General features: G+C 63.6%; 17 protein-coding genes. All 17 read right to left on the reverse strand.

Annotation, left to right across the window (positions count from 1 at the left end; all coding sequences use genetic code 11):
* Nucleotides 1-100: 100 nt before the first annotated feature.
* The gene (locus tag RGV59_RS19580) at nucleotides 101-2,659 is read right to left on the reverse strand and encodes an autotransporter outer membrane beta-barrel domain-containing protein (RefSeq protein ID WP_126585605.1); all 2,559 of its coding nucleotides are present in this window, start codon (nucleotides 2,657-2,659) and stop codon (nucleotides 101-103) included.
* A 244-nt stretch (nucleotides 2,660-2,903) separates the two neighbouring features.
* Nucleotides 2,904-3,665, reverse strand: a complete 762-nt coding sequence (locus tag RGV59_RS19585; protein WP_017846401.1) for a PIG-L deacetylase family protein — start codon at nucleotides 3,663-3,665, stop codon at nucleotides 2,904-2,906.
* Nucleotides 3,666-3,868: 203 nt separating this feature from the next.
* The gene (locus RGV59_RS19590; protein WP_046383600.1) at nucleotides 3,869-4,468 is read right to left on the reverse strand and encodes an SAM-dependent methyltransferase; all 600 of its coding nucleotides are present in this window, start codon (nucleotides 4,466-4,468) and stop codon (nucleotides 3,869-3,871) included.
* Nucleotides 4,465-5,223 (reverse strand): PIG-L deacetylase family protein, encoded by a 759-nt coding sequence (locus tag RGV59_RS19595; RefSeq protein ID WP_017846399.1) that lies wholly within the window; start codon nucleotides 5,221-5,223, stop codon nucleotides 4,465-4,467. Before RGV59_RS19595 ends, RGV59_RS19590 begins: the two co-directional genes overlap by 4 nt.
* The gene (locus RGV59_RS19600) at nucleotides 5,220-6,218 is read right to left on the reverse strand and encodes an acyl-CoA dehydrogenase (protein ID WP_046486060.1); all 999 of its coding nucleotides are present in this window, start codon (nucleotides 6,216-6,218) and stop codon (nucleotides 5,220-5,222) included. The genes RGV59_RS19595 and RGV59_RS19600 overlap by 4 nt, the downstream gene beginning before the upstream one ends.
* 1 nt (nucleotide 6,219) lies before the next feature.
* Nucleotides 6,220-8,379, reverse strand: a complete 2,160-nt coding sequence (glgX, locus tag RGV59_RS19605) for a glycogen debranching protein GlgX (RefSeq protein WP_102617033.1) — start codon at nucleotides 8,377-8,379, stop codon at nucleotides 6,220-6,222.
* A gap of 129 nt (nucleotides 8,380-8,508) precedes the next feature.
* On the reverse strand, nucleotides 8,509-8,775 hold the full coding sequence (locus tag RGV59_RS19610; RefSeq protein ID WP_046383597.1) for a DUF2934 domain-containing protein: 267 nt from the start codon (nucleotides 8,773-8,775) through the stop codon (nucleotides 8,509-8,511).
* A gap of 23 nt (nucleotides 8,776-8,798) precedes the next feature.
* A complete protein-coding gene (locus RGV59_RS19615; RefSeq protein WP_126585606.1) occupies nucleotides 8,799-11,567 on the reverse strand; it encodes a malto-oligosyltrehalose synthase in 2,769 nt (922 codons plus the stop codon).
* Nucleotides 11,564-13,648, reverse strand: a complete 2,085-nt coding sequence (gene malQ / locus RGV59_RS19620; RefSeq protein WP_046383595.1) for a 4-alpha-glucanotransferase — start codon at nucleotides 13,646-13,648, stop codon at nucleotides 11,564-11,566. The genes RGV59_RS19615 and malQ overlap by 4 nt, the downstream gene beginning before the upstream one ends.
* The gene (gene treZ / locus RGV59_RS19625) at nucleotides 13,645-15,390 is read right to left on the reverse strand and encodes a malto-oligosyltrehalose trehalohydrolase (protein ID WP_126585607.1); all 1,746 of its coding nucleotides are present in this window, start codon (nucleotides 15,388-15,390) and stop codon (nucleotides 13,645-13,647) included. The genes malQ and treZ overlap by 4 nt, the downstream gene beginning before the upstream one ends.
* 19 nt (nucleotides 15,391-15,409) lie before the next feature.
* Complete coding sequence (gene glgA, locus RGV59_RS19630; protein WP_371918431.1) at nucleotides 15,410-16,966, reverse strand: glycogen synthase GlgA; 1,557 nt, start codon at nucleotides 16,964-16,966, stop codon at nucleotides 15,410-15,412.
* 484 nt (nucleotides 16,967-17,450) lie between these two features.
* Entirely contained in the window at nucleotides 17,451-18,404 is a 954-nt protein-coding gene (locus RGV59_RS19635) for a D-2-hydroxyacid dehydrogenase family protein (protein ID WP_017846391.1), read from the reverse strand.
* Between the two features lie 26 nt (nucleotides 18,405-18,430).
* Nucleotides 18,431-19,444 carry an alpha/beta fold hydrolase gene (locus RGV59_RS19640; RefSeq protein ID WP_017846390.1) on the reverse strand — a complete coding sequence of 338 codons (1,014 nt, stop codon included), beginning with the start codon at nucleotides 19,442-19,444 and terminating at the stop codon, nucleotides 18,431-18,433.
* Nucleotides 19,445-19,487: 43 nt separating this feature from the next.
* Nucleotides 19,488-19,931, reverse strand: a complete 444-nt coding sequence (locus RGV59_RS19645; protein ID WP_017846389.1) for a YqaA family protein — start codon at nucleotides 19,929-19,931, stop codon at nucleotides 19,488-19,490.
* 3 nt (nucleotides 19,932-19,934) lie between these two features.
* Entirely contained in the window at nucleotides 19,935-20,381 is a 447-nt protein-coding gene (locus RGV59_RS19650) for a DUF411 domain-containing protein (protein ID WP_126585608.1), read from the reverse strand.
* A 107-nt stretch (nucleotides 20,382-20,488) separates the two neighbouring features.
* Nucleotides 20,489-21,742 carry a ferric reductase-like transmembrane domain-containing protein gene (locus RGV59_RS19655; RefSeq protein ID WP_046486071.1) on the reverse strand — a complete coding sequence of 418 codons (1,254 nt, stop codon included), beginning with the start codon at nucleotides 21,740-21,742 and terminating at the stop codon, nucleotides 20,489-20,491.
* 152 nt (nucleotides 21,743-21,894) lie between these two features.
* Entirely contained in the window at nucleotides 21,895-23,220 is a 1,326-nt protein-coding gene (locus RGV59_RS19660) for an MFS transporter (protein WP_126585609.1), read from the reverse strand.
* Between the last annotated feature and the right edge of the window lie 77 nt (nucleotides 23,221-23,297).

The following is a 23,297-nucleotide window of genomic DNA, read 5'->3' on the forward strand; positions in this document are numbered from 1 at the left end:
ACAGATCACCCTCCCAGCGCGAAATCATCCGCCGCTGCGTGGGCTCGCGGGCGCCAATGGGCTGGCGCTCAAATCGACGGCACCGCGAAAAAAGTCGCCGTCAGAATTCCATTCGCAGGCCCACGGTGCCTTGTCGGCCATTGAGCATCTGGCTGTCCAGGTTGCGGTTATAGCCGACTTCGCTGTACAGGCTGACGCCCTTGGCCACCTCCAGCGTGGCGCCCAGACTCAGGCCCAGGGTGGTGGATTTCTGTTCGGTGTCGATGTCTGTCACACGGTTAAAGGTGACGGTGTTCTGCCCGGCGGCGGTGTGCCAGATATTGGCCCGCGCGTAGGGCTGCAACGGCAGGCCACGAACCTGATAATCGCCGCGCAGGCGTATGCCCAGGCGCGTGGTGACGTTGGTGTCGGCGTTGTAGGCCACGTCGGAGATGCCATCGTTCTGACTGTCCAGTTTGGTTCGGCTCAGGATCAATTGAGCCTGCGGTTCAACCACCCAATCGGCGATCATCTGGAACGGCCTGCCGACCTCGACGGATGCGGCGACGTTATGCCCGCGGGTTTTCATCTTTACCCCACGGTCCGATTCGTTATTGCCATCGAAACGGGTGCCCATCAGCACCAGATCGAGGTAGGCCCGGTTGGCACCGATCAGTGTCCAGTAAACGCCCAGGCTGTCACCGCGCAAGGTGGTGTTGCCGGCGGCCTTGTCTTGCCAGCCGCCGTTGAAGCCTTTCACGTCACCTTTCAAGCGACTGTGGCCGACGAAGAAGCCGACTCGCTGCACCGCGCCGTTGGCGGTAGCGCTCGCGTACACGTCGGTACCGATCTGGAAGGCGGACATCGAACTGTCCAGCGTCGGGCTCACCGTGCCGGCAAAGCTCTGGCGGCTGCTGTTGCCATACACACGCCCCCAACCGGCAGGAAACGCACCGGTCTGCTGTTGTTGGCGCTGATCGCCCATGCGTTCGTGATAGGTGCCGAGCATGGCCTGTACGATTTGTTGCGCGGCAGGAAACAACACCGCGTAGATCGGTACTTCCGGACGATAGATCGGGATCGGCGTGAGGCCCGGATTGGTCGGCAGTTCAGGGGTGCCCACCACCGGTTCGGGGAGCTGTGTCACCGGGCCCGGCAGTGGTGCCACCGGCACTGAAGAGCGCAGGTAGTAGTTTTCGCCCGTGCCCGCCTTGTCGCCCCCTTTGAACAGGTAGTAGTCGAAGGCGCCTGCGGAAACCCGGTTTGCCAGGGTGAACTGGGTGCCGGCGCCGCTGGCGCCGTTGATTGCGCGGACCACCTGGATGCCGTCCTGCACGGTTTCGGCCCCCGGCCCGGCGAGATTGGTCACGCTGATAGCGGTGGTGCCGCTGATCTGGCCCGTGCCGATCACCAGCAAATCGCTGGGTGAGCCGTCGCTGCCCAAGACGCTTTGCAAGGCGAGTCGGCCAGCGTTGCCGTTGTAGTTCCCGTTCACTGTCAGCATGTCGGTGGCGCTGGTACTGCCGGTGGTCATGTCGATCAGGCCGCCGTTGTTCAAGGTGACGGATTGGCCGGCGGTAAAGGGGTCGATCGAACCGTTGGTGACAGTCAATTTGCTCGAACCGTCGAGGCTCATGATGCCGCTGCCGGTTGCGCTGTCGCCCAGCACGAAGGTACCGCCCAGCTTGAGGTCCGAGCCGTTATCCAGCAGCACCTGTTCCCAGCCGGTATAGCGTGCGGGGACGTCGGTCTGCGTGTTGTCGAATGTGAGCGTGTCGTTACCCAGGCCACCATCCATCAAGGGGTTGGAGGACAGCGACGTTTCGTTGAGGTTTTTCAGCAGCGCGGTGTCGTCGTCGGCGCCCATGACGATCAAACCGTTGACCTTGCCGCCATCGTGCCAGATCAACTGGTCCTTGCCGAAACTGGCGAGAATTTGCCCGTTGACCGTGCCGCCGCTGACTTCAATCAAGTCATCGCCGCCGCTGGTGCTGATGTTGCCTCCGATGTAACTGGTGCCCGAGACGAGAATATGGTCATTGCCGAACCCGGTGACCAGATTGCCCAGGATGGTGCCGCCTTGCATGTCGAACACGTTGTTATCGAGCTTCATATCGACCCGGCCAATGGTGCCGCTTCTCATCGTGGCTTGGTCGCCATCTTCAAACGCCCCGGTGATGACCCCGCCGCTCATGTTGAAGGTGTCCAGGCCATCGCCCTGGGCCAGGGACGCGATGGTGCCGCCGCTCATGGCAAAGCTGTCGATGCCGCCGCCTTGGCTTATTGCCCCCGCCTGCCCACCGGTGATCTGTACCACATCCGCGCCTGCGCCTTGGGCGACCGAGCCAGTGACGGTGCCCAGGTTGAGGCGGAAAATATTCGCGCCGTCGCCTTGGTTCAGCGCACCGTTGAGCGCCGCCGTCGGCCCGTTCACGTCCACCAGGTCGTTACCCGCACCAAAGGTGACATTGCCGTTGATGGCGCCGCTGCCACTGATATTCAGGGCGTTGTTGCCACCGGTGTCGGTAAACCCCGGTGCCGAGGCACTGTCGCAGGTGGAGATGTCGTCGCCGGCGCTGTTGTTGATCGTGCATGCGCCATAAGAGGGGAGTGGCCACGCCGTCACGGCGATGATTGAGCTGATGCCCAGGTACCACAAAGAAGGTGTTGGTGCGCGCATGACCCGTCCTCGTTCGAAGGGAACATCTTCCGGCACCTGGGCAAGCAGGTGCGTTCGGACCATGGCAACAACGAACGATACGGATCAGGGAGTACCGGTTACCCGATTCTGAAAACATCGGCCAATGCAAAGGGTTGGCATGGCTTTCTCGACTGCGCCTTAAGCAGTGCAGGTTTTTTGCACCTTAGTCGCACATCAAACGGGCCGCCACTGTCAGAAATAACAGGTATAGACGAGTGGGCTTCTAGACGAACACGATCTCATAGGGCTCGCGCATCCGCTCCAGCAACACCTGGGCGAGCATCGGCGCGAGCCCGATCTCCGGGTCTCCGGCCAGTTGGCTGGCATAGGCATGGGCCGCATGCAGCTTGCGCGCCACGCTCCAGGTGTCGAGGCGCACCTTGCGCGCACGCTGCCAGGGGATCATCGAACCTTCGCGCGCCGTCCAATGCCAGGCCCAGATCGGCAGCTCATACAGACGTGCCCCGACCAGGCTGCATGCCTTGGCGCTGGCACGGCCGACGGCGTCGTGGTCGGCGTTGCCGTCGTTGCGCCAGGTGCTGAAGACCACATCGCCGGGCTGCAGATATCGGGCGATGAGTTGGCTCATGGGGTGTTCGCTGGCGGCCAGCGCGTCATCGCGAAAGCCGCCGCGAATCCACTTCAGGCTGTGCAGCGGCATGCCCAGCCGGCGCAGCGCTTCGACGCTTTCCTGGGGCCGCACCACGCTCAAGCGCCTCGCCGGCCAGACATTCGAGCCGGGGTGGCTGGCGCTGCCGTCGGTGATGGAAATCAACAGCATCGGGTGTTCGAGGGTGCTCAGCCGTTGCAGCAAACCGCCACAGGCCAACACTTCATCGCCGGGGTGGGGCGCGATGATGACCACCCGCGCACCCGCAGGCACCAGCGAGTGAGGATGAATGGCGGGGATTTGCGCCAACTGCGGGGCACTGTTCCAGATCTGCGCTGGGCCGCGGCGGCTTTCGCTGAGGGAGGCGGGTTTCATGGCGGGCACGTCCTTGTCAATTGATGCTGGGTCGTAGCCCGTGGACGGGACGACGCTCTTTTTAGTCGCCGCAGGCTCCGCTGCAGCGATTGCTCGGCATTTCAATCCTGGATTGCCGGCAAGGCGTCCTCAGCATAGACAAGGATTCGCTGCTTTCACATCTTGTAACTTCGATTTTTTTTAACGGCCCCGTCTCAGGCTGCTCAACGCAGGCCCTCATGGGTGGCGACCGACGTACCGTCGCGGCTCCAGAGGTCGAGCAGGAAGTCACTGTCGTGGTGCCGCGCAACACACGGCATGGCCAGCCGTTGCTCGAGCAGCGCATGCACTTGGGCGGCGGTTTGCGGGCAGCCGTCGATCGGCGCGCGCCAGTGACAGGCCAGCAGTTGACCGTCGTCGCTCAGCGCGGCGAGGGCGCAGTCGATCAGGCGGGTGAGGTCATCGGCGTCGAGGTAGTAACACAGCTCGCTCAGGACGATCAGGTCGAAGCGGCCGTCAGGCCACTGTGCGGGCAGGCGACTCTGCTGCACCTGGGCATGGGGAAATCCCATCAGACGTGTCTTGGCCAGGGCCACTGCCGCGGCCGCGGTATCGCAGCACACCAGGCGGTCACAACGCGGCGCCAGTTCGACGCTCAGTTCACCATTGGCGCAGCCGGGCTCAAAAATCGCGGCGTAACGCGGGCGGGTCAACAGCGCCAAGGTCAGCGCGCGCTTGCGCCGCTCGTACCAGCGTTGACGGAAGGCCCAGGGGTCATCGTTGTCGGCGAACAGCCGATCAAAATACGGTGTCGCCACGCTCATACAAACACCACTTCAAAAGGCTGCAGCAAACGCTCGACGACATACGGTGCCAGCACCGGCGGCAAGCCGATCTGCGGATCGCCCTCCAATTGGCTGGCGAACGCGTGGATGGCATGGCGCTTGCGCGCGACGACTTGGCAACTCAGCGGGAGTTTGCGCGCGCGATGCCACGGTACCTGGCTGTCTTCCGGGGTTGCCCAGTGCCAGGTCCACACGGGCAACTCGTACAGGGTCGCGCCGACCGCCAGTGCGGCACTGGCACTGGCGCGGCCGACGGCTTCATGGTCGCAGTGGCCGTCTTCGCGCCAGGTGGTGAACACCACGTCCCTGGGTTTGAGGTGGCGCTCAATGAACGCGGCCAACTGCGCTTCGCGGGCGGCGACCTGGCTGTCGGTAAACCCGGCGCGCAGCCACTTCAACCGGTGCAGCGGCAAGCCGAGGCGGTGCAAGGCCTGGGCCGACTCCTGCGGGCGCACCACGCTGAGGCGCTCCACCGACCAGCGCCGCGAACCGGGGTGACTGGCGCTGCCATCGGTGACAGAGATCAACTGGATCGCCCGACCCAGCGCGGCCAAGCCTTGCAACAGGCCGCCGCAGCCCAGCACTTCATCGTCCGGGTGCGGTGCGATGATCACTGCGCGATGCCCTTCGGGTACCAACTGTTCGACGCTGATCGGCGCCAGTTCGGCCATGTGGGACGAGGTCTGCCACTGATGCAGCGACGTGCCCTGGCCCACGATCGGATTGGCTTTCATAACTGCCACCTCCCAGGTGGCTCGGCGGCAACCTGTTCACCGAGGGCGGCCAGGTCACGCTCGGCATGGCTTTGACGTACATACACCGGCAGGTCCGCCATCAGTTGGGCAAAGTGCGGGTCTTTGCAAAAAGGCCCCGCACCGGCGGCGCGACCGACGTGGCGCATGACCTGTTCAACCGTGTCTTCGAGAGACGCGCGTACCTGTTGGGCCAGTTGCCTGGCATCGGCCAGCGGGGCGCGGTCGATCTGCCGCGCACTGGCGCGCAACACGCAGGCGGCACTGTTCAAGGCGCTGTCGACCGCGCCGAGGTGGGCCAGGGCATGCGGTTCCGCACGCCTGTTGCACTGCTCGCGCAGCACTTCAGCCAGGCGTTGCGCCGCGCCATACCAGCACGCTGCGATACCGACGGCGCCTTGCCAGAAGCCGGGGCGGGCGAGGTAGTCGCCGGGCCTGCCGATGGCAATCCCGCTGGCCGCCTCGAACAGGACGTCGACACTGCCGGTGGCCGCCATGCCTACCGCCTGCCACCCCTCATCGGTCACGCAGATGCCGGGCTGGCCCATCTCCACTGCGACCAATTGCTGGCGATCCTCCTCGTCCCAGGCGGTCAACAACCCATGGCTGACCACCGCCGCCCCCGAACACCAGGCTTTACGCCCCTGCAGCACCAGACGATGGCCGTTGCGCCGCGCCCGCACCCTGGCCGTCGGCGGTTCTGCCGCCCACATGCCCCAGAGGCTGCCCTCCGGCGGCAAGGGGCTGCGCAGCTCGGCAATGATCGCCAAGGCATCGGTGTGACCTTCGAACAACTTGCACAAGCGCAGGTCGTGTCCGGCGACCTGGGCCAAGCGGCTGAACCGTTCGAGGGTCTGGCCGCTGCCGGGGAGCGGCAGGCGGTCCAGCCCCTCGGCCTGCAGCGCCTTCAAGGCCGCGCCCAGGGCCTGCGTGTCCGCATAGCCTTGGTAGCCTTGAAGGAATCCATGCAGGCCCATGTCACACCTCTTCGTCGTGCTGCAGTTCAAACAGCAGCAGCGAGCGCCCGGTGACCGCGTACTCATGGTGGAAATCAAAGCGTTCCTGCCCGCGTATCGTCGTGTCATGGGTGTCGAGCATGCAGGTCCAGAACTGGCCTTCCGGCACGGGGGGCAGGCGGAAATTGACCAAGTCGTGATGGGCGTTGACCACCAGCAACAACGTGGCATCGCCACCCGGACGGCGAATCCCGGTCTCCTGGGCGCGGCCATCCATCAGCATGCCCAGGCAACGGCCGTGACTGTCTTCCCACTGTTCGGTGCTCATCTCGTTGCCATCCGGCGCGAGCCAGGTGACGTCCTTCACGCCGATGTCTTCGTTGTAGTCGCCCACCAGGAAGCGGCCACGGCGCAGGATCGGGTACGTCATGCGCAGTTTGATCACGCGCTTGACGAACTTGAGCAGCGCCTTGCCGTCATCGTCCAGCTCCCAGTTGACCCAGCCGATCTCGCTGTCCTGGCAGTAGGCGTTGTTGTTGCCGTGCTGGGTGCGCGCGAACTCATCCCCGGCCACCAGCATCGGCGTGCCTTGGGCGAGCAGCAGGGTGGCGAAGAAGTTGCGCATCTGGCGCAGGCGCAGGGCGTTGATTTCCGGGTCGTCGGTGGGGCCTTCGACGCCATGGTTCCAGGACAGGTTGTTGTTGCTGCCGTCCTGATTGTTTTCGTCGTTGGCTTCGTTGTGCTTGTCGTTGTACGACACCAGGTCATGCAGGGTGAAACCGTCGTGGGCGGTGATGAAGTTCACCGAGCTGTAAGGCCGGCGGCCACGGTGGTTGAACATCTCGCCGGATGCGGTCATGCGCCCGGCGAAGTCCGCCAGCTGGCCGTCATCGCCTTTCCAGAAGGCGCGCACGGTGTCGCGGAAGCGGTCGTTCCATTCCACCCAGCCCGGCGGGAAGTTGCCCACCTGATAGCCGCCGGGGCCGCAGTCCCAGGGTTCGGCGATGAGTTTCAACTGGCGCAGCACCGGGTCTTGACGGCAGGCGACGAGGAAACTGTGGCGCTCGTCGAACCCGTCACGATAACGGCCGAGGATGGTCGCCAGGTCGAAGCGGAAACCGTCGACGTGCATCTCGGTGGCCCAGTAACGCAGGGAGTCAGTGACCATCTGCAGCACGCACGGGTGGCTCAGGTCGAGGGTGTTGCCGGTGCCGGAATCATTGATATAGAAGCGCTTGTCGTCCGGCATCAGGCGGTAGTAGGAAGCGTTGTCGATGCCGCGCATGGACAGGGTCGGGCCGCGCTCGTTGCCTTCGGCGGTGTGGTTGTAGACCACGTCGAGAATCACTTCCAGCTTGGCTTCGTGCAGGTGCGCGACCATCTCCTTGAACTCGGCGATCTTGCCGCTGGCCAGGTAGCGCGGGTCCGGGGCGAAGAAGGCGATGCTGTTGTAGCCCCAGTAGTTGGTCATGCCTTTTTCCAGCAAATGCTGGTCGTTGACAAAGGCGTGTACCGGCAACAGTTCCACGGAAGAAATACCCAACTGGCGGATGTGCTTGAGCAGATCGTCTTCCATCAGCCCGGCGCAGGTGCCGCGCACGGCCTCGCCGACCGAGGGGTGACGCATGCTGATGCCGCGCAGGTGGGTTTCATAAATGATCGTGCGGTCCCATGGCACGCGCACCGGTTGGTCGTCGCCCCAGGTGTGCGCCGGGTCGATGACCTTGCACTTGGGCACGAAGGGCGCACTGTCGCGTTTGTCGAAACTGAGGTCGTCGTCGGGGTGGCCGATGGTGTAGCCAAACAGCGCTTCGGACCATTTGAGCTCGCCCACCAGCTGTTTGGCGTAGGGGTCGATCAGCAATTTGTGGTGGTTGAAACGGTGGCCGTTGGCCGGGTCATACGCGCCGTACACACGGTAGCCGTAAATCAGCCCGGGGTGGGCGTCGGGCAAGTAGCCGTGGAAGATTTCATCGGTGTATTCGGGAAGTTCGATACGTTCCAGCTCGACCACGCCAGCGTCGTCGAACAGGCATAACTCGACTTTGGTGGCGTTGGCCGAGAACAGGGCAAAGTTGACACCCAGGCCGTCCCAGGTCGCCCCCAGGGGGAAGGGCAAACCTTCGCGAATCCGCGATGGTTCGTGGGCCGGGGGGGCCTGTTTTTTATCGGCTTTGCTCATTGTGTTGCTCCTGCATGGGTCTTTTTTCGGGCCGAACGTAGCCCTGCTGACGAAGGGTCAGCTAACAATCGGGCAAGTGGCTGACCTCCGGCCGGGGTTGCCGGCCGGAGGTTCATGACGGCACAGGGCTTACGGCTTGGGCTTTTTTGTGGCCGCCGGCTTTTTAGCCGCCGGCGTGGCCGGTTTGCCTGCGGCCGCTGCCGGCTTGGCTTTCGCTGCCGGCTTGGGCGCGGTTTTCGGTTTGGCGGCGGGTTTGGGCTTGCTGGGTGTCAGTGCTTCGGCTTCTGCCAACTTGCGGGCCATTTCCCAATGGCGCGCATCCTGACCTTGCGGCTTGCCCTCCGATTCCCAGATCTGATACGCGAATTCGCGAACACGTTTGTCTTCAGTACTCATCACAATGTTCCTCGCAGAAAATTTCAGCTTGATTGATCATCAGGATCGATAAAGACGTTGACCGGGAAATCCCCCAGCGCAGTGCTGATCAACAGCTCCTTGTCTGGTGTGACTGCGCGTGTATGAAAAAGTCCCTTCCAGTTTTCGGTTGGCGCGGCGAACGGTAATTTCACTCGGGTATCGCCCCAAACCCGCGCATTGACCTGGGGATGCACACCGTTTTCCAGCAGGCGATAGGGCCAGCGCGGCACCACCACCAGTGCGCGTTTGCCCTGGTATTCGCGGCAGAACGCGACCACGTGCTCGGCGTGTCGACCGACCACGTCCAGGGGCGTGTAGCTGCCCCGATGGAACAGTTCAGGATGGGCCTTGCGCAAGGCCAGCACCTGGGCGATCAAGGCTTGTTTGATACGCCCGTCCTGCCAGTTGAACAACAGCTTGCCGATGTCCGGTGGGGTATCCAGCGCGTGCTGCCGTGCGTTGAAATCCACCGGGCGGCGGTTGTCCGGGTCGACCAGGCTGAAGTCCCAGAACTCATTGCCCTGGTACAGGTCCGGCACACCCGGCACTGTGACTCGAAGCAAGGATTGCGCCAGCCCATTGAGCGCGCCAGCGGGGGCAATCGCTTGGGCGGCGGCGCCGATGGCGGTGCGCAGTGCGCGGCCTGCGTCGCTGAGCAGCAGGCGCGTGAGAAACGTTTCCACGCCCTGTTCGTAAGCCTCGTTGGGCGCGCTCCAACTGCTCTGCAACTTGGCTTCGCGCAGGGCCTTTTGTTGCCATTGCCAGAGGCGTTGTTGATAGGCTTCGAGTGCCGGCCGGTCGTCCAGGTGCAGGTCCAGCGGCCAACTGCCGAGCAGTACCTGATAGAGGATCAACTCATCGCCTGCCGATGGGCAACTGGCGTCGTTGCGCAGCGGCGCGGCGAGGCGGCGCCAATGCGTCACCTGTTCGGCATACCACCCTGCGCACTCACTCAACACGGCGAGGCGGGCGCGGCTGTCTTCACCGCGTTTGTGGTCGTGGGTGGCGGTGGCCAGCAGGTTATCGGGGAACGCCTGCAAGCGCTGCTGATTGGCCGCGTGAAAATCGGCCAGCGGTGCGCTGAACTGTTCGGTACTGAAGCCCACGTCGTTGCGCGACAGCAACACCGCCGAGCGATAGAACGCGGTGTCTTCCACGGCTTTGGCGGCGGCCGGCGAGGTCAATTGCTGGAAGCGCACGCAGGCGTGCTTGAGCAGCTTGCGCTCGCGGCCGAGCGGGCGATTGCGCCACGGTTGGCCGCCCAACCATTTTTCCAGGTTGTCCAGCACCGGCCAGTCGCCTTCGCTCAAGGTGCTGCGCGCGCCCGCCAGGGCTTGCAGGAAAAACGTGTCGTCGCGTTCGCTGCGGCCACAGGCGCTGATGTAGGTGCGGTACACCGGGAAATGCACGATCAGTTCCTGCAGGGCGCGGCGGATCGCGCCGAGGGTCAGGTCGCGGCTCATCACGTCGTCGCGGGCCACTTGCAGCAAGGCCTGGGCCACGCTTTCGAAGTCGCCGGCAAGAGAACCGTTGAGGATCTGCCGGCGCGCCAGCCAGGCTTCTTCGATAAAGGCCGACGGCCGTTCGCTGTGCCGGGTCCACAGCTCGGCCAGCGTTGCGAAGCCTTGCGGGCGGTGTTGCAGCAGCGACAGCTGGTTCATGAATTCGTAGCCGGTGGTGCCGTCCACCTGCCAGTCCTCGCGCAGGGTTTCGCCTTCGCCGAGGATTTTTTCGACGAAAATCGGCAGGTGACGCTCGGGCGACAGCGTATCGACCCGCCGCCGCAGCTTGCGGCAATACCCGCGTGGGTCGGCCAGCCCGTCGATATGGTCGATGCGCAGGCCATCGACCAGCCCCTGGCTGATCAACTCGAAGATCTTGCCGTGGGTGGCTTCGAACACGGCACTGCGTTCTACGCGCAGGCCGCCCAGATCGTTGACATCGAAGAAGCGCCGCCAGTTGATATCGTCCGCCGCGGTGCGCCAACTGGCCAGGCGATAGGCCTGTTGCTCCAACAGCCCGTGCAGGCGCTGGAAACCTTCGGGCTGACGTGCGTCGAAGGTGCCCAGCCGCTGTTCGATGGCCTGCCGCACGGCGTTGTCGGTGGCGCGTTCGGCCAGGGCTTGTTTGAGCCAGGCCGCCTCGGCGTAGGCATCGCTCTGGTAGGCGAGGGTGCTGAAGCGGTCGGCGAGGGGCTTGAGCAGTTCATCGGCGCCCAGAATCGTCGCGTAATCTTGTGGGCAGATCGGGAAGCGGTGTTCGTAGTGCTCGACGGAAAAACTGCCATGCGCGGCGTCGAAGTGCAGGGTCAACGTGCCGGCTTGCAGGGCTTCGCCGTAGTCGCAGCCGAGGAACGGCATGAGCAATTGGCCCTTGAGCAGCGGGTCGGGCGAGTGCCATTGAATGTCGAAGAATTCGCAGTAGGGACTCAACCGGCCCCATTCCAGCAGGTCGAGCCACCAGGGGTTGTCGGCGCCGCCCACGGCCATGTGGTTGGATACGATATCGAGGATCAGCCCCATGTCGTGTTGGCGTAGGGCGGCCACCAGGCGGCGCAACGCGGCTTCGCCGCCCAGCTCCGGGTTGACGGTGGTGGGGTCGACCACGTCATAGCCATGCATGGAACCTGCGCGGGCACTGAGTAGCGGTGAGGCATACAGATGGCTGATGCCCAGCCGGGCAAAGTACGGCACCAGAGCCACCGCGTCATCGAGGGTGAACCCTTTATGAAACTGCAGGCGCTGGGTAGCGCGCAGGGGCAGAGCCTTCATCGGTCACGCTCATGGGCTTGATTGCGCGCCACCGCCAGCAGTTCCAGGCGGCGCGCGGCCCCCGCGTTGTCGAGCAGGCTCGCCGCCTCACCCGGCAGGCGGCGGCGCCAATTGGGGTGGGTGTCGACGGTGCCGGGCAGGTTGGCTTGTTCTTCGAGGCCCAAGGCATCTTCCAGCGGCAGCAGCACCAGCGGCGCGCGGGTGTGGCCGAGGTAGCGCACGCTGGCGTCGATCATGTGGTCGGTTTCATTGCGCACTTCATCGACGAAGTTCTGCGGGTCCTGGCTCAAGGCCTGGCGCAGTGCCTGGCGTTCGCGCAGGCGGTGCTCGCGCCATTGCTCCGTGGTGGGCGCATCGATCAGGCCGAGCTGGACGTTCCAGTCGATGTCGCGGCTGTGCCACCAGCCATTGAGGGTTGGCAGGTCGTGGGTGCTGGTGGTGGCCAGGGCGTTGTCCGGCCAGTCGAGGATCGGCTTGAATTGGCCATCATGACCCTGTTCGAACAGCAGCACGCGCATGCCCAGAATCGAGCGGCCGATGAGTTTGTCGCGCAGGCCGTCGGGCACGGTGCCGAGGTCTTCGCCGAGGACGATGGCCTGGTGGCGGTGCGATTCCAGCGCCAGCAGACGCAACAGATCGTCCACCGGGTAATACAGGTAGGCGCCGTCCTGGGGCGAGGCATCCATGGGCATCACCCACAGGCGTTGCAGGCCCATCACATGGTCGATACGCAAGCCGCCGGCGTGGGCGAAATTGGCCCGCAGCATCTCGATAAATGCACGGAAGCCGTGGCGCTTGAGACCTTCGGGGGCGAAGGCGGAGATGCCCCAGCCCTGGCCGGCGCGGTTGAGAATGTCCGGCGGCGCGCCGACGGTTAGGCCGGCGAGCAATTCATCCTGGCGGCTCCAGGCCTGGCTGCCGCCACCGTCGGCGCCGACGGCCAGGTCGGCGATCAGGCCGATGCTCATGCCACTGCCTCGGGCGGCTTGTTGGGCGCGTTCCAGGCAGCGCGCGATCAGCCATTGGCCGAAGGCGTAGAAGCCGATGTCGTCGCGGTTTTCCTCGGCGAAGCGCAGGAGTGCCGGGCTTTGCGGGCTGCGCCATTGCTCTGGCCAATGGCGCCAGTCGAGGTCTTCGCCAGCGGCGGCGCGCGCGGCCTGGACCGCTTCGAAACGGCAGTGGTTCTCCAGGGCTTCACCGCCCGCCTGGCGGAAACTGAGGAAGTCGGCGTGTTGCGGGTGTTGACCGTGGCGGAAGTCGTCGTACAGGGCACGCAACAGGCGGTGTTTGGCCTTGGCCGCGGTGGGCCAGTCGATCAGGGTGTGTTGTTCGAGGGTGTGCAGCTCGTCGGCCAGACCGCAGGCCTCGATGGCATTGCGCACCTGGCGCTCACCCAGGATGCAGCCGGGCGATGCGTACAGGCTATTGAGAAACAGGCGGCTCGACGGCGAGTACGGGCTGTAGCGCTCGGGGTCGGCGCTGAACATCGCGTGCATCGGGCTGATCGCCAGGGCGTCGGCCCCGCGTTCGGCGGCCGAGCGGGCCAGGTGTTCCAGCGCCAGGGTGTCGCCGAACCCGCCGTCGCCGAGGCGACGCAGGGCGTACAACTGGGCGCTCAGGCCCCAGGCACGTGGGGTTTGACTGTCGACGGCATCGGCGACGCTGTAGCAGTGGCGAGGGGCCACGGCCAGGGTGAAGGCCTGGTCGGCGATATGCACTTGGTGGTAGCCGAGGGCGATCACGCCGGGCAGTACCGCGTTGCCGTCGAGGCGTAATTCGAGGACTTCGCCCTCCTCGAGGCTGACCCGGCAGACGGTGTCGGGCGCGAAGTAGCGCGCCAGGTCCAGGCCTTCGCCACTGTCGACGGTGAGCAAGGGCGGCAGGTGTTTGTCCTGTTGCACTTGCTCCAGGTCTCGCAGGCTGGCGTCGATCTCGGCATCGCTGTCGGCCGGGTGGCCCAGGCCTTTGAGGACGGCGCGCAGGGCGTCCGGTTTGACACGTTGCGGGCGGCCGTTTGCGTCGATCCAATCGACCGCCAGGCCCGCTCGGCCGGCGAGGATTTCCAGGTTCGCTTCGCTCAAGGGTGCTCTCCAACAGGGGATAGGGTAACGCGTGCGCTGAAGGGCGCCAGGTGCGCGTGGTCATGCGCTGGCGTTTGGAACAGCACATGCTGCGCAGCGGGGTGATCCAGGGCCGTGGCACTCAGGTTCAGGTCGATCTGTAACAGGCTGCCGTTGCCCAGGCGCCAACGCGCACTGACAGCGCGGTCTGCCAGCACCTGCGCACCGAGGGCCACGCTGCCGGGCAGGTGCGGCACGATATGCTGGTGGCGCAGGCGCAGCAGGTGGCGATAGAACTCGGTGTGTTCGTTGGCGGCGAACGACGGCGCCGATTGCTCGAAGGTCGGCAGCGCGTTGGGATCGGGAATCCGCTCGCGCCGCTCGGGGTCGTGGAACGCGGCGAAATCGGCGAATTCATTGCGACGACCTTCGCGTACCGCTTCAGCCAGTTCGCCATGGTGGTCAGTGAAAAACAGAAACGGCTCGCTGGCGTTGACTTCATCGCCCATGAATAGCAACGGGATCATCGGCGACATCAGTAGCAAGGTGGTCGCCGCCTTCAGCGCCTGGGGCGAACACAGTTGGTGCAGGCGTTCGCCGAGGGCGCGGTTGCCGATCTGGTCATGGTTCTGCAAGAACGCCACGAAGGCGGTGGGCGGCAAGCCGCTGCTGGGTTCGCCGCGTGCATGCCCGTGGCGTGTGGTGTGGCCTTGGTAGACAAAACCGTCGCTGAGGCAACGTGCGAGTTTGGCGGTAGGCGCTTGGGCAAAGTCGCTGTAGTAGGCTTCGGTTTCGCCGGTCAGCAGCACATGCAATACGTTGTGGAAGTCGTCGTTCCATTGCGCATCGAAATCGTGTTTCAGCAGGCTGGCCTGGTTCAGTTCGTTTTCCAGCACCAGCCAAACATGACGGCCGATGTCGACCTGCTGGCGCACCCGGTGCGCCAGTTCCCGCAGGAAACCGGGGTTGTCGATGGCGTGTACCGCGTCCAGGCGCAGGCCGTCGAAGCGGTAGTCGAGCAGCCACATCAGGGCGTTGTCCAGAAAGAAGTCCCGCACTTCACGCCGCGCGAAGTCGATGCCGGCGCCCCATGGCGTATGCACATCTTGCTGGAAGAAGTCTTTGGCGTACTGGCCCAGGTAGTTGCCATCGGGGCCGAAGTGGTTGTAGACCACGTCGAGCAAGACCGCGAGCCCGTGTTCATGGGCGCTGTCGATCAGATGCTTGAGCTGTTCGGGGCTGCCGTAGGCGGCGTGCGGCGCGTAGGGCAGCACGCCGTCGTAGCCCCAATTGCGCTCGCCGGGGAATTGCGCCAGGGGCATCAACTCAATCGCGGTAACGCCCAGTTCGGCCAGGCGTGGCAGGTGCTGCTCGACGGCTGCGAAGCCGCCCAGCGCGCCGACATGCAGTTCGTAGATCACCGCTTCATGCCAGGGGCGGCCCTGCCATGGGTGGTGTCGCCATTCATAGGCGAGCGGGTCGACCACCAGGCTCCAGCCATGCACGTCCGAGGCCTGGGCCCTGGATGCGGGATCGGGGACATCCATTTCCCCATCGATGTTGTAGCGGTAGCGCGTGCCTGCGGGGCACTTTATCTCCGTTTCGAACCAGCCATTTGCCTGGGGCAGCATGGCGACCGAGCGGCCATCTTGCAATTCAACGCTGACATAAAACGCGTCTGGCGCCCACAAGGCGAAACGCGTGTGTTGCGCGTCCAGCATGATTGCGCCGTGGGGCCAGGTTTCCAGAGTCCGTAACGGCATCTATGAAGACCTCCCTTGATTATTTAGTCGATTTCCCCAGCGCCTTGGCCACCAGTTGTTCATACAGTTCGGCATAGGGTTCGACCGCCTGGCACCAGTTGAACGGTTGGGTCATCGCCCGGCAGCGCATGGCGTTGAGCAGGCCTGGGTAGGCGAACACTTTGAACGCACGGTTCAGGGCTTCGCGGTAGCTGTCCACGGTGGACTCGTTGAACAGAAACCCGGTGACGCCGTCTTCGATGGTGTCCGCCAGGCCGCCGGTGTTGCGCGCCACCGGCAGCGAGCCGAAACGCTGCGCGTACATCTGGCTCAAGCCGCACGGTTCATAGCGCGACGGCATCAGCAGGAAGTCGCTGCCGGCAAACATGCGGCGGGCGTCGGTTTCGTTGAAGCCGATGCGTACACCGACCTGGCCCGGGAAACGCAGCGCCAGTTCGCGCATGGCCTGTTCTTCTTCCGGCTCGCCACGACCGATGATCGCGATCTGGCCGCCGTTCTCGACGATAAAGCTGGCGACCGCTTCGGTCAGGTCCAGGCCTTTTTGATAGACCAGCCGCGAGACCACGGCGAACAGCGGCCCGGTGGAGTCATGCAGGCCAAACAGGTTGCGCACGTGGGCGGCGTTGACCGCCTTGCCTTCCCAATCGCCGATATTGAAGTTGTGGGTCAGGTGCGTATCGGTGGAGGCTTCCCAGCTTTCATCGATGCCGTTGGGAATGCCGCTGAGTAAGCCTTGCTGGGTCTTGCTGGCGAGGAAGCCGTCCAGGCCGCAGCCGAATTCCGGGGTGGTGATTTCCTGGGCGTAGGTGGCGCTCACGGTGGTGATGTGGCTGGAGTAGGCCATCCCCGCCTTGAGGAACGACATCTTGCCGTAGAACTCCATGCCTTCCTGTTGCAGCGCATGGGGCGGAATGCCCAGCTCCGGCGTGGAGGCCAGGCTAACCACGCCCTGGTACGCCAGGTTGTGGATGGTGAACAGGGTCGGTGTGCGTGACCCACGCCAGTGCATATAGGCGGGGGCCAGGCCGGCGGGCCAGTCGTGGGCATGCACCAGGTCCGGGCACCAGTGGATCTGGGCGAGGTTGGCGGCCATGTCGGCAGCGGCCAGGCCCAGGCGCGCGAAGCGGATGTGGTTATCCGGCCAGTCGCGGCCGTTGTTGGCGCCATAGGGCGTGCCTTCGCGCTCGTACAGTTCGGGGCAGATCAGTACGTAGATAACCAGGCCATCCTTGAGGTCCATGCGCCCGATCTTGCATGGCGGCAGCGCGGCGTGGCCACCCAGTTCGCCGATGATATGGATCGGGTTGTCGCTTTCCATCACCTGCGGGTAACCGGGGATCAGCACGCGCACATCGTGCAAGTGCCCCATGGCGCGGGGCAGGGCGGCGGAAACGTCGCCTAGGCCGCCGGTCTTGACCAGGTCGGCAAATTCGGAAGTGACGAACAAGACTTTCTTTCGATTGGGGTTATGACTCACGACCGGCCGCACAGCATTGGGCAGATCGACCAACGATGTTGGCCCCCCTGCCGATTTACTAAAACGCTCTCCCTGAGTTTCTACAGCAGCGGCACTGATCATAGTTCTCTCCCACATGTTGGTTGGCTGGTGGCCCGCTGCCACTAGCTCCGAAGACCGCTTCCTGCGGCCAGACGCACAAGCGCTATACAAACTGGCAAGGCTTGTGCCAGTTGCACGGTTAGCTGAAATAGATTGGATGGACGGGCATTCGGTCTGAACCGCTTATGCACGCCTTACCCTAAACCTGACCTACGGCAGAGTTTGAAAGTTTCGATTTTTTGCGGGGCTTTTGTTTTTGAACGGACCCATCGAGCTTGAGTCTAGGACAAATCCTAAAGACTGTAGGGTTTATGTGGAAATTTTGTAGGACAAAAAAACTTGTAACGATATGCGACGTTGGAACACGGTGTGGGCGCCTGGCGATCCGCGGACAGTGCGTAGCGAGGGCGCTCGGTCCGGTTGGTGGGCTGGCGCCCCGCTTCAGGGGCGTTTCGGGAGCAGGTGCCTCGTCACCGCAGTGCGCGTGCGCTGAATTGGTGCGTCAGCCGAGCACGCGAATGGGCGTGCCCGCGGCCCAAGCCTGGATATCGGCAATCATCTGCTGATAGAACTGCCGGTAATTCTGCTCGCTGACATACCCGACGTGGGGAGTGGCCAGCACGTTAGGCAAACGGCGCAACGGATGATCGACCGGCAGTGGCTCCTCGGCATACACATCCAGCGCGGCTCCCGCCAGGCGGCCGTTGCTCAAGGCCTCCAGCAGCGCCGGTTCGTCTACGATCGGCCCGCGTGCCGTATTGACCAGGCGTGCCGTCGGCTTCATCCAGCCGAGCGCCTCGGCATCCACCAGCCCACGGCTACGCTCGCTGAGGACCAGGTGGATGGTGAGAATATCGGCCTGTGCGAACAAGTCGCGCTTGCTGACCCACGTCACCCCGGATTCCGCCGCGCGTTGCGGTGTAAGGTTTTCACTCCAGGCAATCACCCGCATCCCGAACACCTGGGCAAATTGCGCGACCTTCTGGCCAATGCTGCCCAGCCCCAGGATCCCCAGGGTCTGGCCATGCAGGTCGCCGCCCAGGCCCACCTGCCAGTGACCGGCGCGCAGGGAATTGGCTTCGGCCAGCAGGTTGCGCGTGGACGCCATGATCAACGCCCACGTCAGCTCCGGTGCCGCGTGTTTATAGCTGTCGGTGCCGCACACCTGGATACCCAGGGCTTTGGCGGCGGCAAGGTCGATGGCGGCGTTGCGCATGCCACCGGTCACCAGCAGCTTGAGGTTGGGCAGGCCTTGCAGCAACGGGCTATCGAAGGTCGAACGTTCGCGCATCACGCAGATCACGTCGAAGCCTTTCAGGCGCTCGACCATTGTGGCGGTGTCCGCCGGGTAATCATGCAGAAAATGCACCTGGCCGAGCGCCGCCAGGGCTGACCAGTCCACCACATCACGGGCGACGTCCTGCCAATCATCAATGACTGCAATCTGTAGCGACATACGCGGGCGCCTCTTATAACGTTGGATTAAAGGTGGTCGAGCCCCTGCAGCAAGGCCTTGTGGAACTGCGCCGGTTCTTCCATCTGCGGTGCGTGGCCCAGGCCGGGGAATTCCACCAGGGTGGCGCGGGGGATCAACTTGGCTACCTGTTTGCCCAGCACCGCGTAGTGCCCGATCTTTGCCTTTACCGCCGGCGGCGCGAGGTCTTTGCCGATGGCGGTGGTGTCGCTGGTGCCGATCAGCAACAGCGTGGGCACCTGCAGGTCCTTGAACTCGTAGTACACCGGCTGGGTGAAGATCATGTCGTAAATCAGCGCCGAGTTCCATGCCACCTGGGTGTGGCCGGGGCCTTTGTTCATGCCGGCGAGCATCTGTACCCAGCGCTCATATTCGGGCTTCCAGTGGCCGGCGTAGTAGGTGTCGCGCTCGTAGTTGCGGATGCCGTCGGCGCTCACCTGCAATTCGCGTTCGTACCATTGGTCGACGCTGCGATAAGGCACGCCGAGGGCTTTCCAGTCTTCCAGGCCGATCGGGTTGACCAGCGCCAGTTGCTCGGTTTGCTCTGGGTACAGCAGCGCGTATCGGGTGGCGAGCATGCCGCCGGTGGAGTGGCCGAGCAGGGTGACCTTCTGAATGCCGAGTTTTTCCAGCAGTTGGTGGGTATTGATCGCCAGTTGCTGGAAGCTGTACTGGTAGCTGTCGGGCTTGCTCGAGGTGCAGAAGCCGATCTGGTCGGGTGCGATCACGCGGTAACCGGCGTCGCTCAGCGCCTTGATCGAACCCTCCCATGTGGCGCCGCAGAAGTTCTTGCCGTGCAGCAGCACCACGCTGCGACCGTTGGCGGTGCCGCTGGCCGGGATGTCCATGTAGCCCATGTGCAGGGATTTGCCCTGGGACTGAAAACGGAACTGTTGAACCGGATAAGGGTATTGGAAACCCTGCAGTTCAGGCCCGTAGCTGGGGCCTTCGGTGGCGGCGAATGCGGGCGCTGCGCCGGCGGCGAGCAGGCCGGCAAGGCAAAAGGTGCGCAGTAGAGGCATGACGGGGCTCCGAGTGGGGAGCTCGGATGCTGTTTGCAGGCGATTAAGTGGGGATTAACACCCAGTGCAGGGTCAGCGCGGCCAGCACGCCATAACGCACGCCCTTGGCCAGGGTCACCAGCAGTAAAAAGCGCCACAGCGGTTCGCGCATCACCCCGGCGATCAAGGTCAGCGGGTCGCCGATGATCGGCACCCAACTGAGCAATAACGTCCAATGCCCCCAGCGTTCGTAGTGGCGGCGCGCCTTGTCGAGTTGCCGGGCGTTGACCGGAAACCAGCGCCGCGCCTTGAAGTGCTCGATCGAGCGCCCGAGCAGCCAATTGACCAGCGAGCCGAGCACGTTGCCCAGCGTCGCAATGCCCAGCAGCCACCACAGGCTGTAATGCCCGCTGAGCAGCAGGCCCACCAGCACGGCTTCCGATTGCAAGGGCAGGAGGGTGGCGGCGCCGAATGCCGCGAAAAACAGCCCCAGGTAACCCGTCAGCATCGATCAGTGTGCCGGGTAGTCGGCTACCACCACATCTTTACCGTCGCGGGTCAGGCCGATGACTTGGTAGGCGTCGCCGTGGCCGTCCATTTCCATGCCGGGCGAACCCATGGGCATGCCCGGCGCGGCGATACCGAGCAGATCATCGCGCTTGCGCAGCGCCAACACGTGCTCGGCGGGTACGTGACCTTCGATGAACTTGCCGTCGATCACGGCGGTATGGCACGAGCCCAGGCGCGGCGCAACGCCGAGGCGTTGTTTGACCGCGCTCATATCAGCTTCAACGTGATCATTGACCTTGAAACCGTGGCTTTCCAGATGGCGGATCCATTGTTTGCAGCAACCGCAGTTGGCGTCGCGGTGTACGTCGATGGGGATCAGCTCGGCCGCCTGGGCCAGGCCGGTGGTCAACAGGGCTGAAAGCAGGGCCAGTCGCAATGGAGTTTTCATGGGGCGTCTCGCAAGTCAGAGAAGGTTGTGGGATGGGCGCTATCATGCCAGTTTACGTCCACCGCCAAACCCCCTTCAGGTGCTGGGTTGACCTGCGTCCTGTGGTTTCAGCGAAACTCGAACCGTTCGCTGTGCAGGTTGGCCGGTGGAATCCGGTGGGCGTTCATCAGCTCGCGAACCTTGACCAGCAAGCCTTTGGGGCCGCAGAAGCTGATATGCACTTTGTCAGGGGCGGTCTCGGCCACGGCTTGGCGCAGGGTGTCGGCCAAGCGTTCGAGGCCGCCGGCATTACTGACGAATTGCGCACCCCGTAAGCGGGCCATGGTCTGCACCTGTTCGGCCGGCGGGAAGGCGCGCGCGGGCGTGAAGCAATAGACCAGCGTGGCTTTGTCGAAGTCTTTGGCGGCAGGGTCTTGCAGCCAGGAAATAAACGGCGAAATGCCCACGCCGGCGCCGATCCAGATTTCCCGTTCGGCCTGCACAGCACGCTTGAAGCGCCCATAAGGCGCATACAGATCGGCGCGCATGCCGACCTTGGCGCAGTCTGCCAGGGCGTTGGTGTAATCCCCCAACTCTCTGATCATGAACGCAATCTGCCCGTTCTCACGGTTGGCGCTGGCGATCGTGAAGGGGTGCGGCTCGCGCAACCCTTTGACCTGCATGGCCAGGAACGCGAATTGCCCGGCCTTGAAGTCAAACCCGTTGTGAATCGGCGCCAGTGTCAAATGCAACGCGCCGTTGGCGCGGTTGACGGCCGTCACCCGGTATTCGCCGGCACGCCCAACCCAGGGGTAAAGCACCAGTTTATAGAGGGCTCCGATGACGCCCAGGCTGCAGCACAAGGTCAACCAGACGCCCGATGGCGCGGTCAGAGTGATTGGCGATTTGAAACTCAGCCCGTGCAGGATCACGATCAGGAACAGCGGGCCAGACAATTTGTGCCACCAGCGCCAGACGTTGTAAGGAATGTTGCGGTTCAACGCCAACAGCACGATCAGGCCCAGCGCCACGTAGCTCAGTTGACGGACGAGGCGCGTCCAGTATTTGGGCAGCTCGAGGATGGGCACGCTGTTCCACACATCCAGGTTAGCTTTGAACACAAAGTGATACGTGGCGAACACCAGCGCCCAGATGCCCAACCACTTGTGTACTTCATAGACGCGATCCAGGCCGCCAAACACGTTCTCCACCACCGACCAGCGACTGGCCAGTACACAGGACGCCGCCATGTACACCAGCGCGCAAGTGCCGAGCAGCAAACTGAGGGTCGCTGAGGTCAGCCACGTCTTGACCGGTATATCCATGAGTAACGTCAACGTCGTGATCAGGAAGAGGACGACGAGGCAGTGACGGGTTTTCAACGGGTGCTCCTAGGGTTTCTTCGGGGGAGTGAATACTCATCTCACATTTTTTAGGTTACCCGGTTACGTGAAGGGCGGCCTTGACGTCGGTCATGCGCAAGGGCTCAGGCCATGGCCTGGCCCCCGCGCTGAAGTCGACCGAGGTTTTTCGCTCAGTTCTTGAAGGTCGAGTGTTTACGGCCCTGGTCGCACAGGGCGAACACCACCACCAGCAGTGCCGCGATCGCGAGGATAATCACCACCCCGCCTGTGGCGTGGGTCGGCGACGCGGCCACCAGGGACAAGGCTCCCAGCGGTGCCAGGCCGCCGGCGATAGCGGTGCCGATTTCGCGGCCGGTGCCGAAGCCCGAGGAACGCGTCTGGGTCGGGAATTGACGGCTTAAGAACGAGCCCTGGGGCGCGAACATCATGGGAGCGAGCAGGCCGGTGCCGACGCCGATGGCAATGTAGATCATCAGGCTGTCGCCAGTGTCGAGCAGGGCCAGGAACGGGTAGGCAAACAACAGCGAGCAGACGCCGCCGAGTACCAGCACTTTTTTGCTGCTCCATTTGTCGCACAGCCAGCCGAAGCACGGCACCGCGACGATGGCGATCAGGCTGGCAATGGTCACCGACAGCGACGTGACGTGCACATCGACGCCTTTGAATTGAGTCAGGTAGGCCAGGGAAAACGTCTTGAAGATATAGCTCAGGGCGTTGTAGCCAATGGCTACGAAGAACACCACCGCCAACCCCTTGAGATCGTTCTTGAACAGCGCTTTGAGTGGCGAAGGCTTGGCGACCTTGGCTGCCTGGCTCAACTCCTTGAACTCCGGGGTTTCCGGAATGCTGTTGCGCACCCACAGGCCGACGCCCACCAACGCGATACTGCAGATGAACGGGATACGCCAGCCGCCTGCCAGCATGAAGTCGTTGCCATTGATGGTCAGCAGGTACACGGTCAATGACGACAGCAGCAGGCCCAGGTTCAGGCCCAACGCCGGCCAGGCGCCCTGGCTACCGCGCTTGCCTTCCGACGCGTGCTCGTAGGAAGTGACCGCCGCGCCCGACAACTCGGCCCCGGCGCCCAGGCCCTGGATGATCCTGATGAACACCAGGACGATCGGCGCCCAGATGCCGATGGAGGCATAGCTGGGGATCAGGCCGATCAGCGTGGTACACACGCCCATCATGCAGAAGGTCAATACCAGCACCTGTTTGCGGCCGAACTTGTCGCCCAGGTAGCCGAACAGAATGCCGCCGAACGGTCGGGCGATAAAGCCGATGGCGAAGGTGGAAAAGGCCATGAGCGAGGCGGTTTTCGGATCACTGTTATCGAAGAAGATCTTCGAGAACACGATGGCCGCCATGGTGGCGTACAGGTAAAAGTCGTACCACTCCAGCATCGATCCGAAGATCGTGGCGGCGGCGACTTTGCGCAGGCGTTTTTTGCTTTGTGCCGGCGTTTCCGGGGCAGCGGTATGCGGTGTTGCCGTCATTCTGTACTTCCTTCTGAGTCATTATATTTATTGTCAAAGTGACGCTTGTGGCGATGGCCCGGGAAGGGCCGGGGATG

It is taken from the genome of Pseudomonas sp. FG1, assembly GCF_034313875.1.
GTDB classification, from domain to species: domain Bacteria; phylum Pseudomonadota; class Gammaproteobacteria; order Pseudomonadales; family Pseudomonadaceae; genus Aquipseudomonas; species Aquipseudomonas veronii.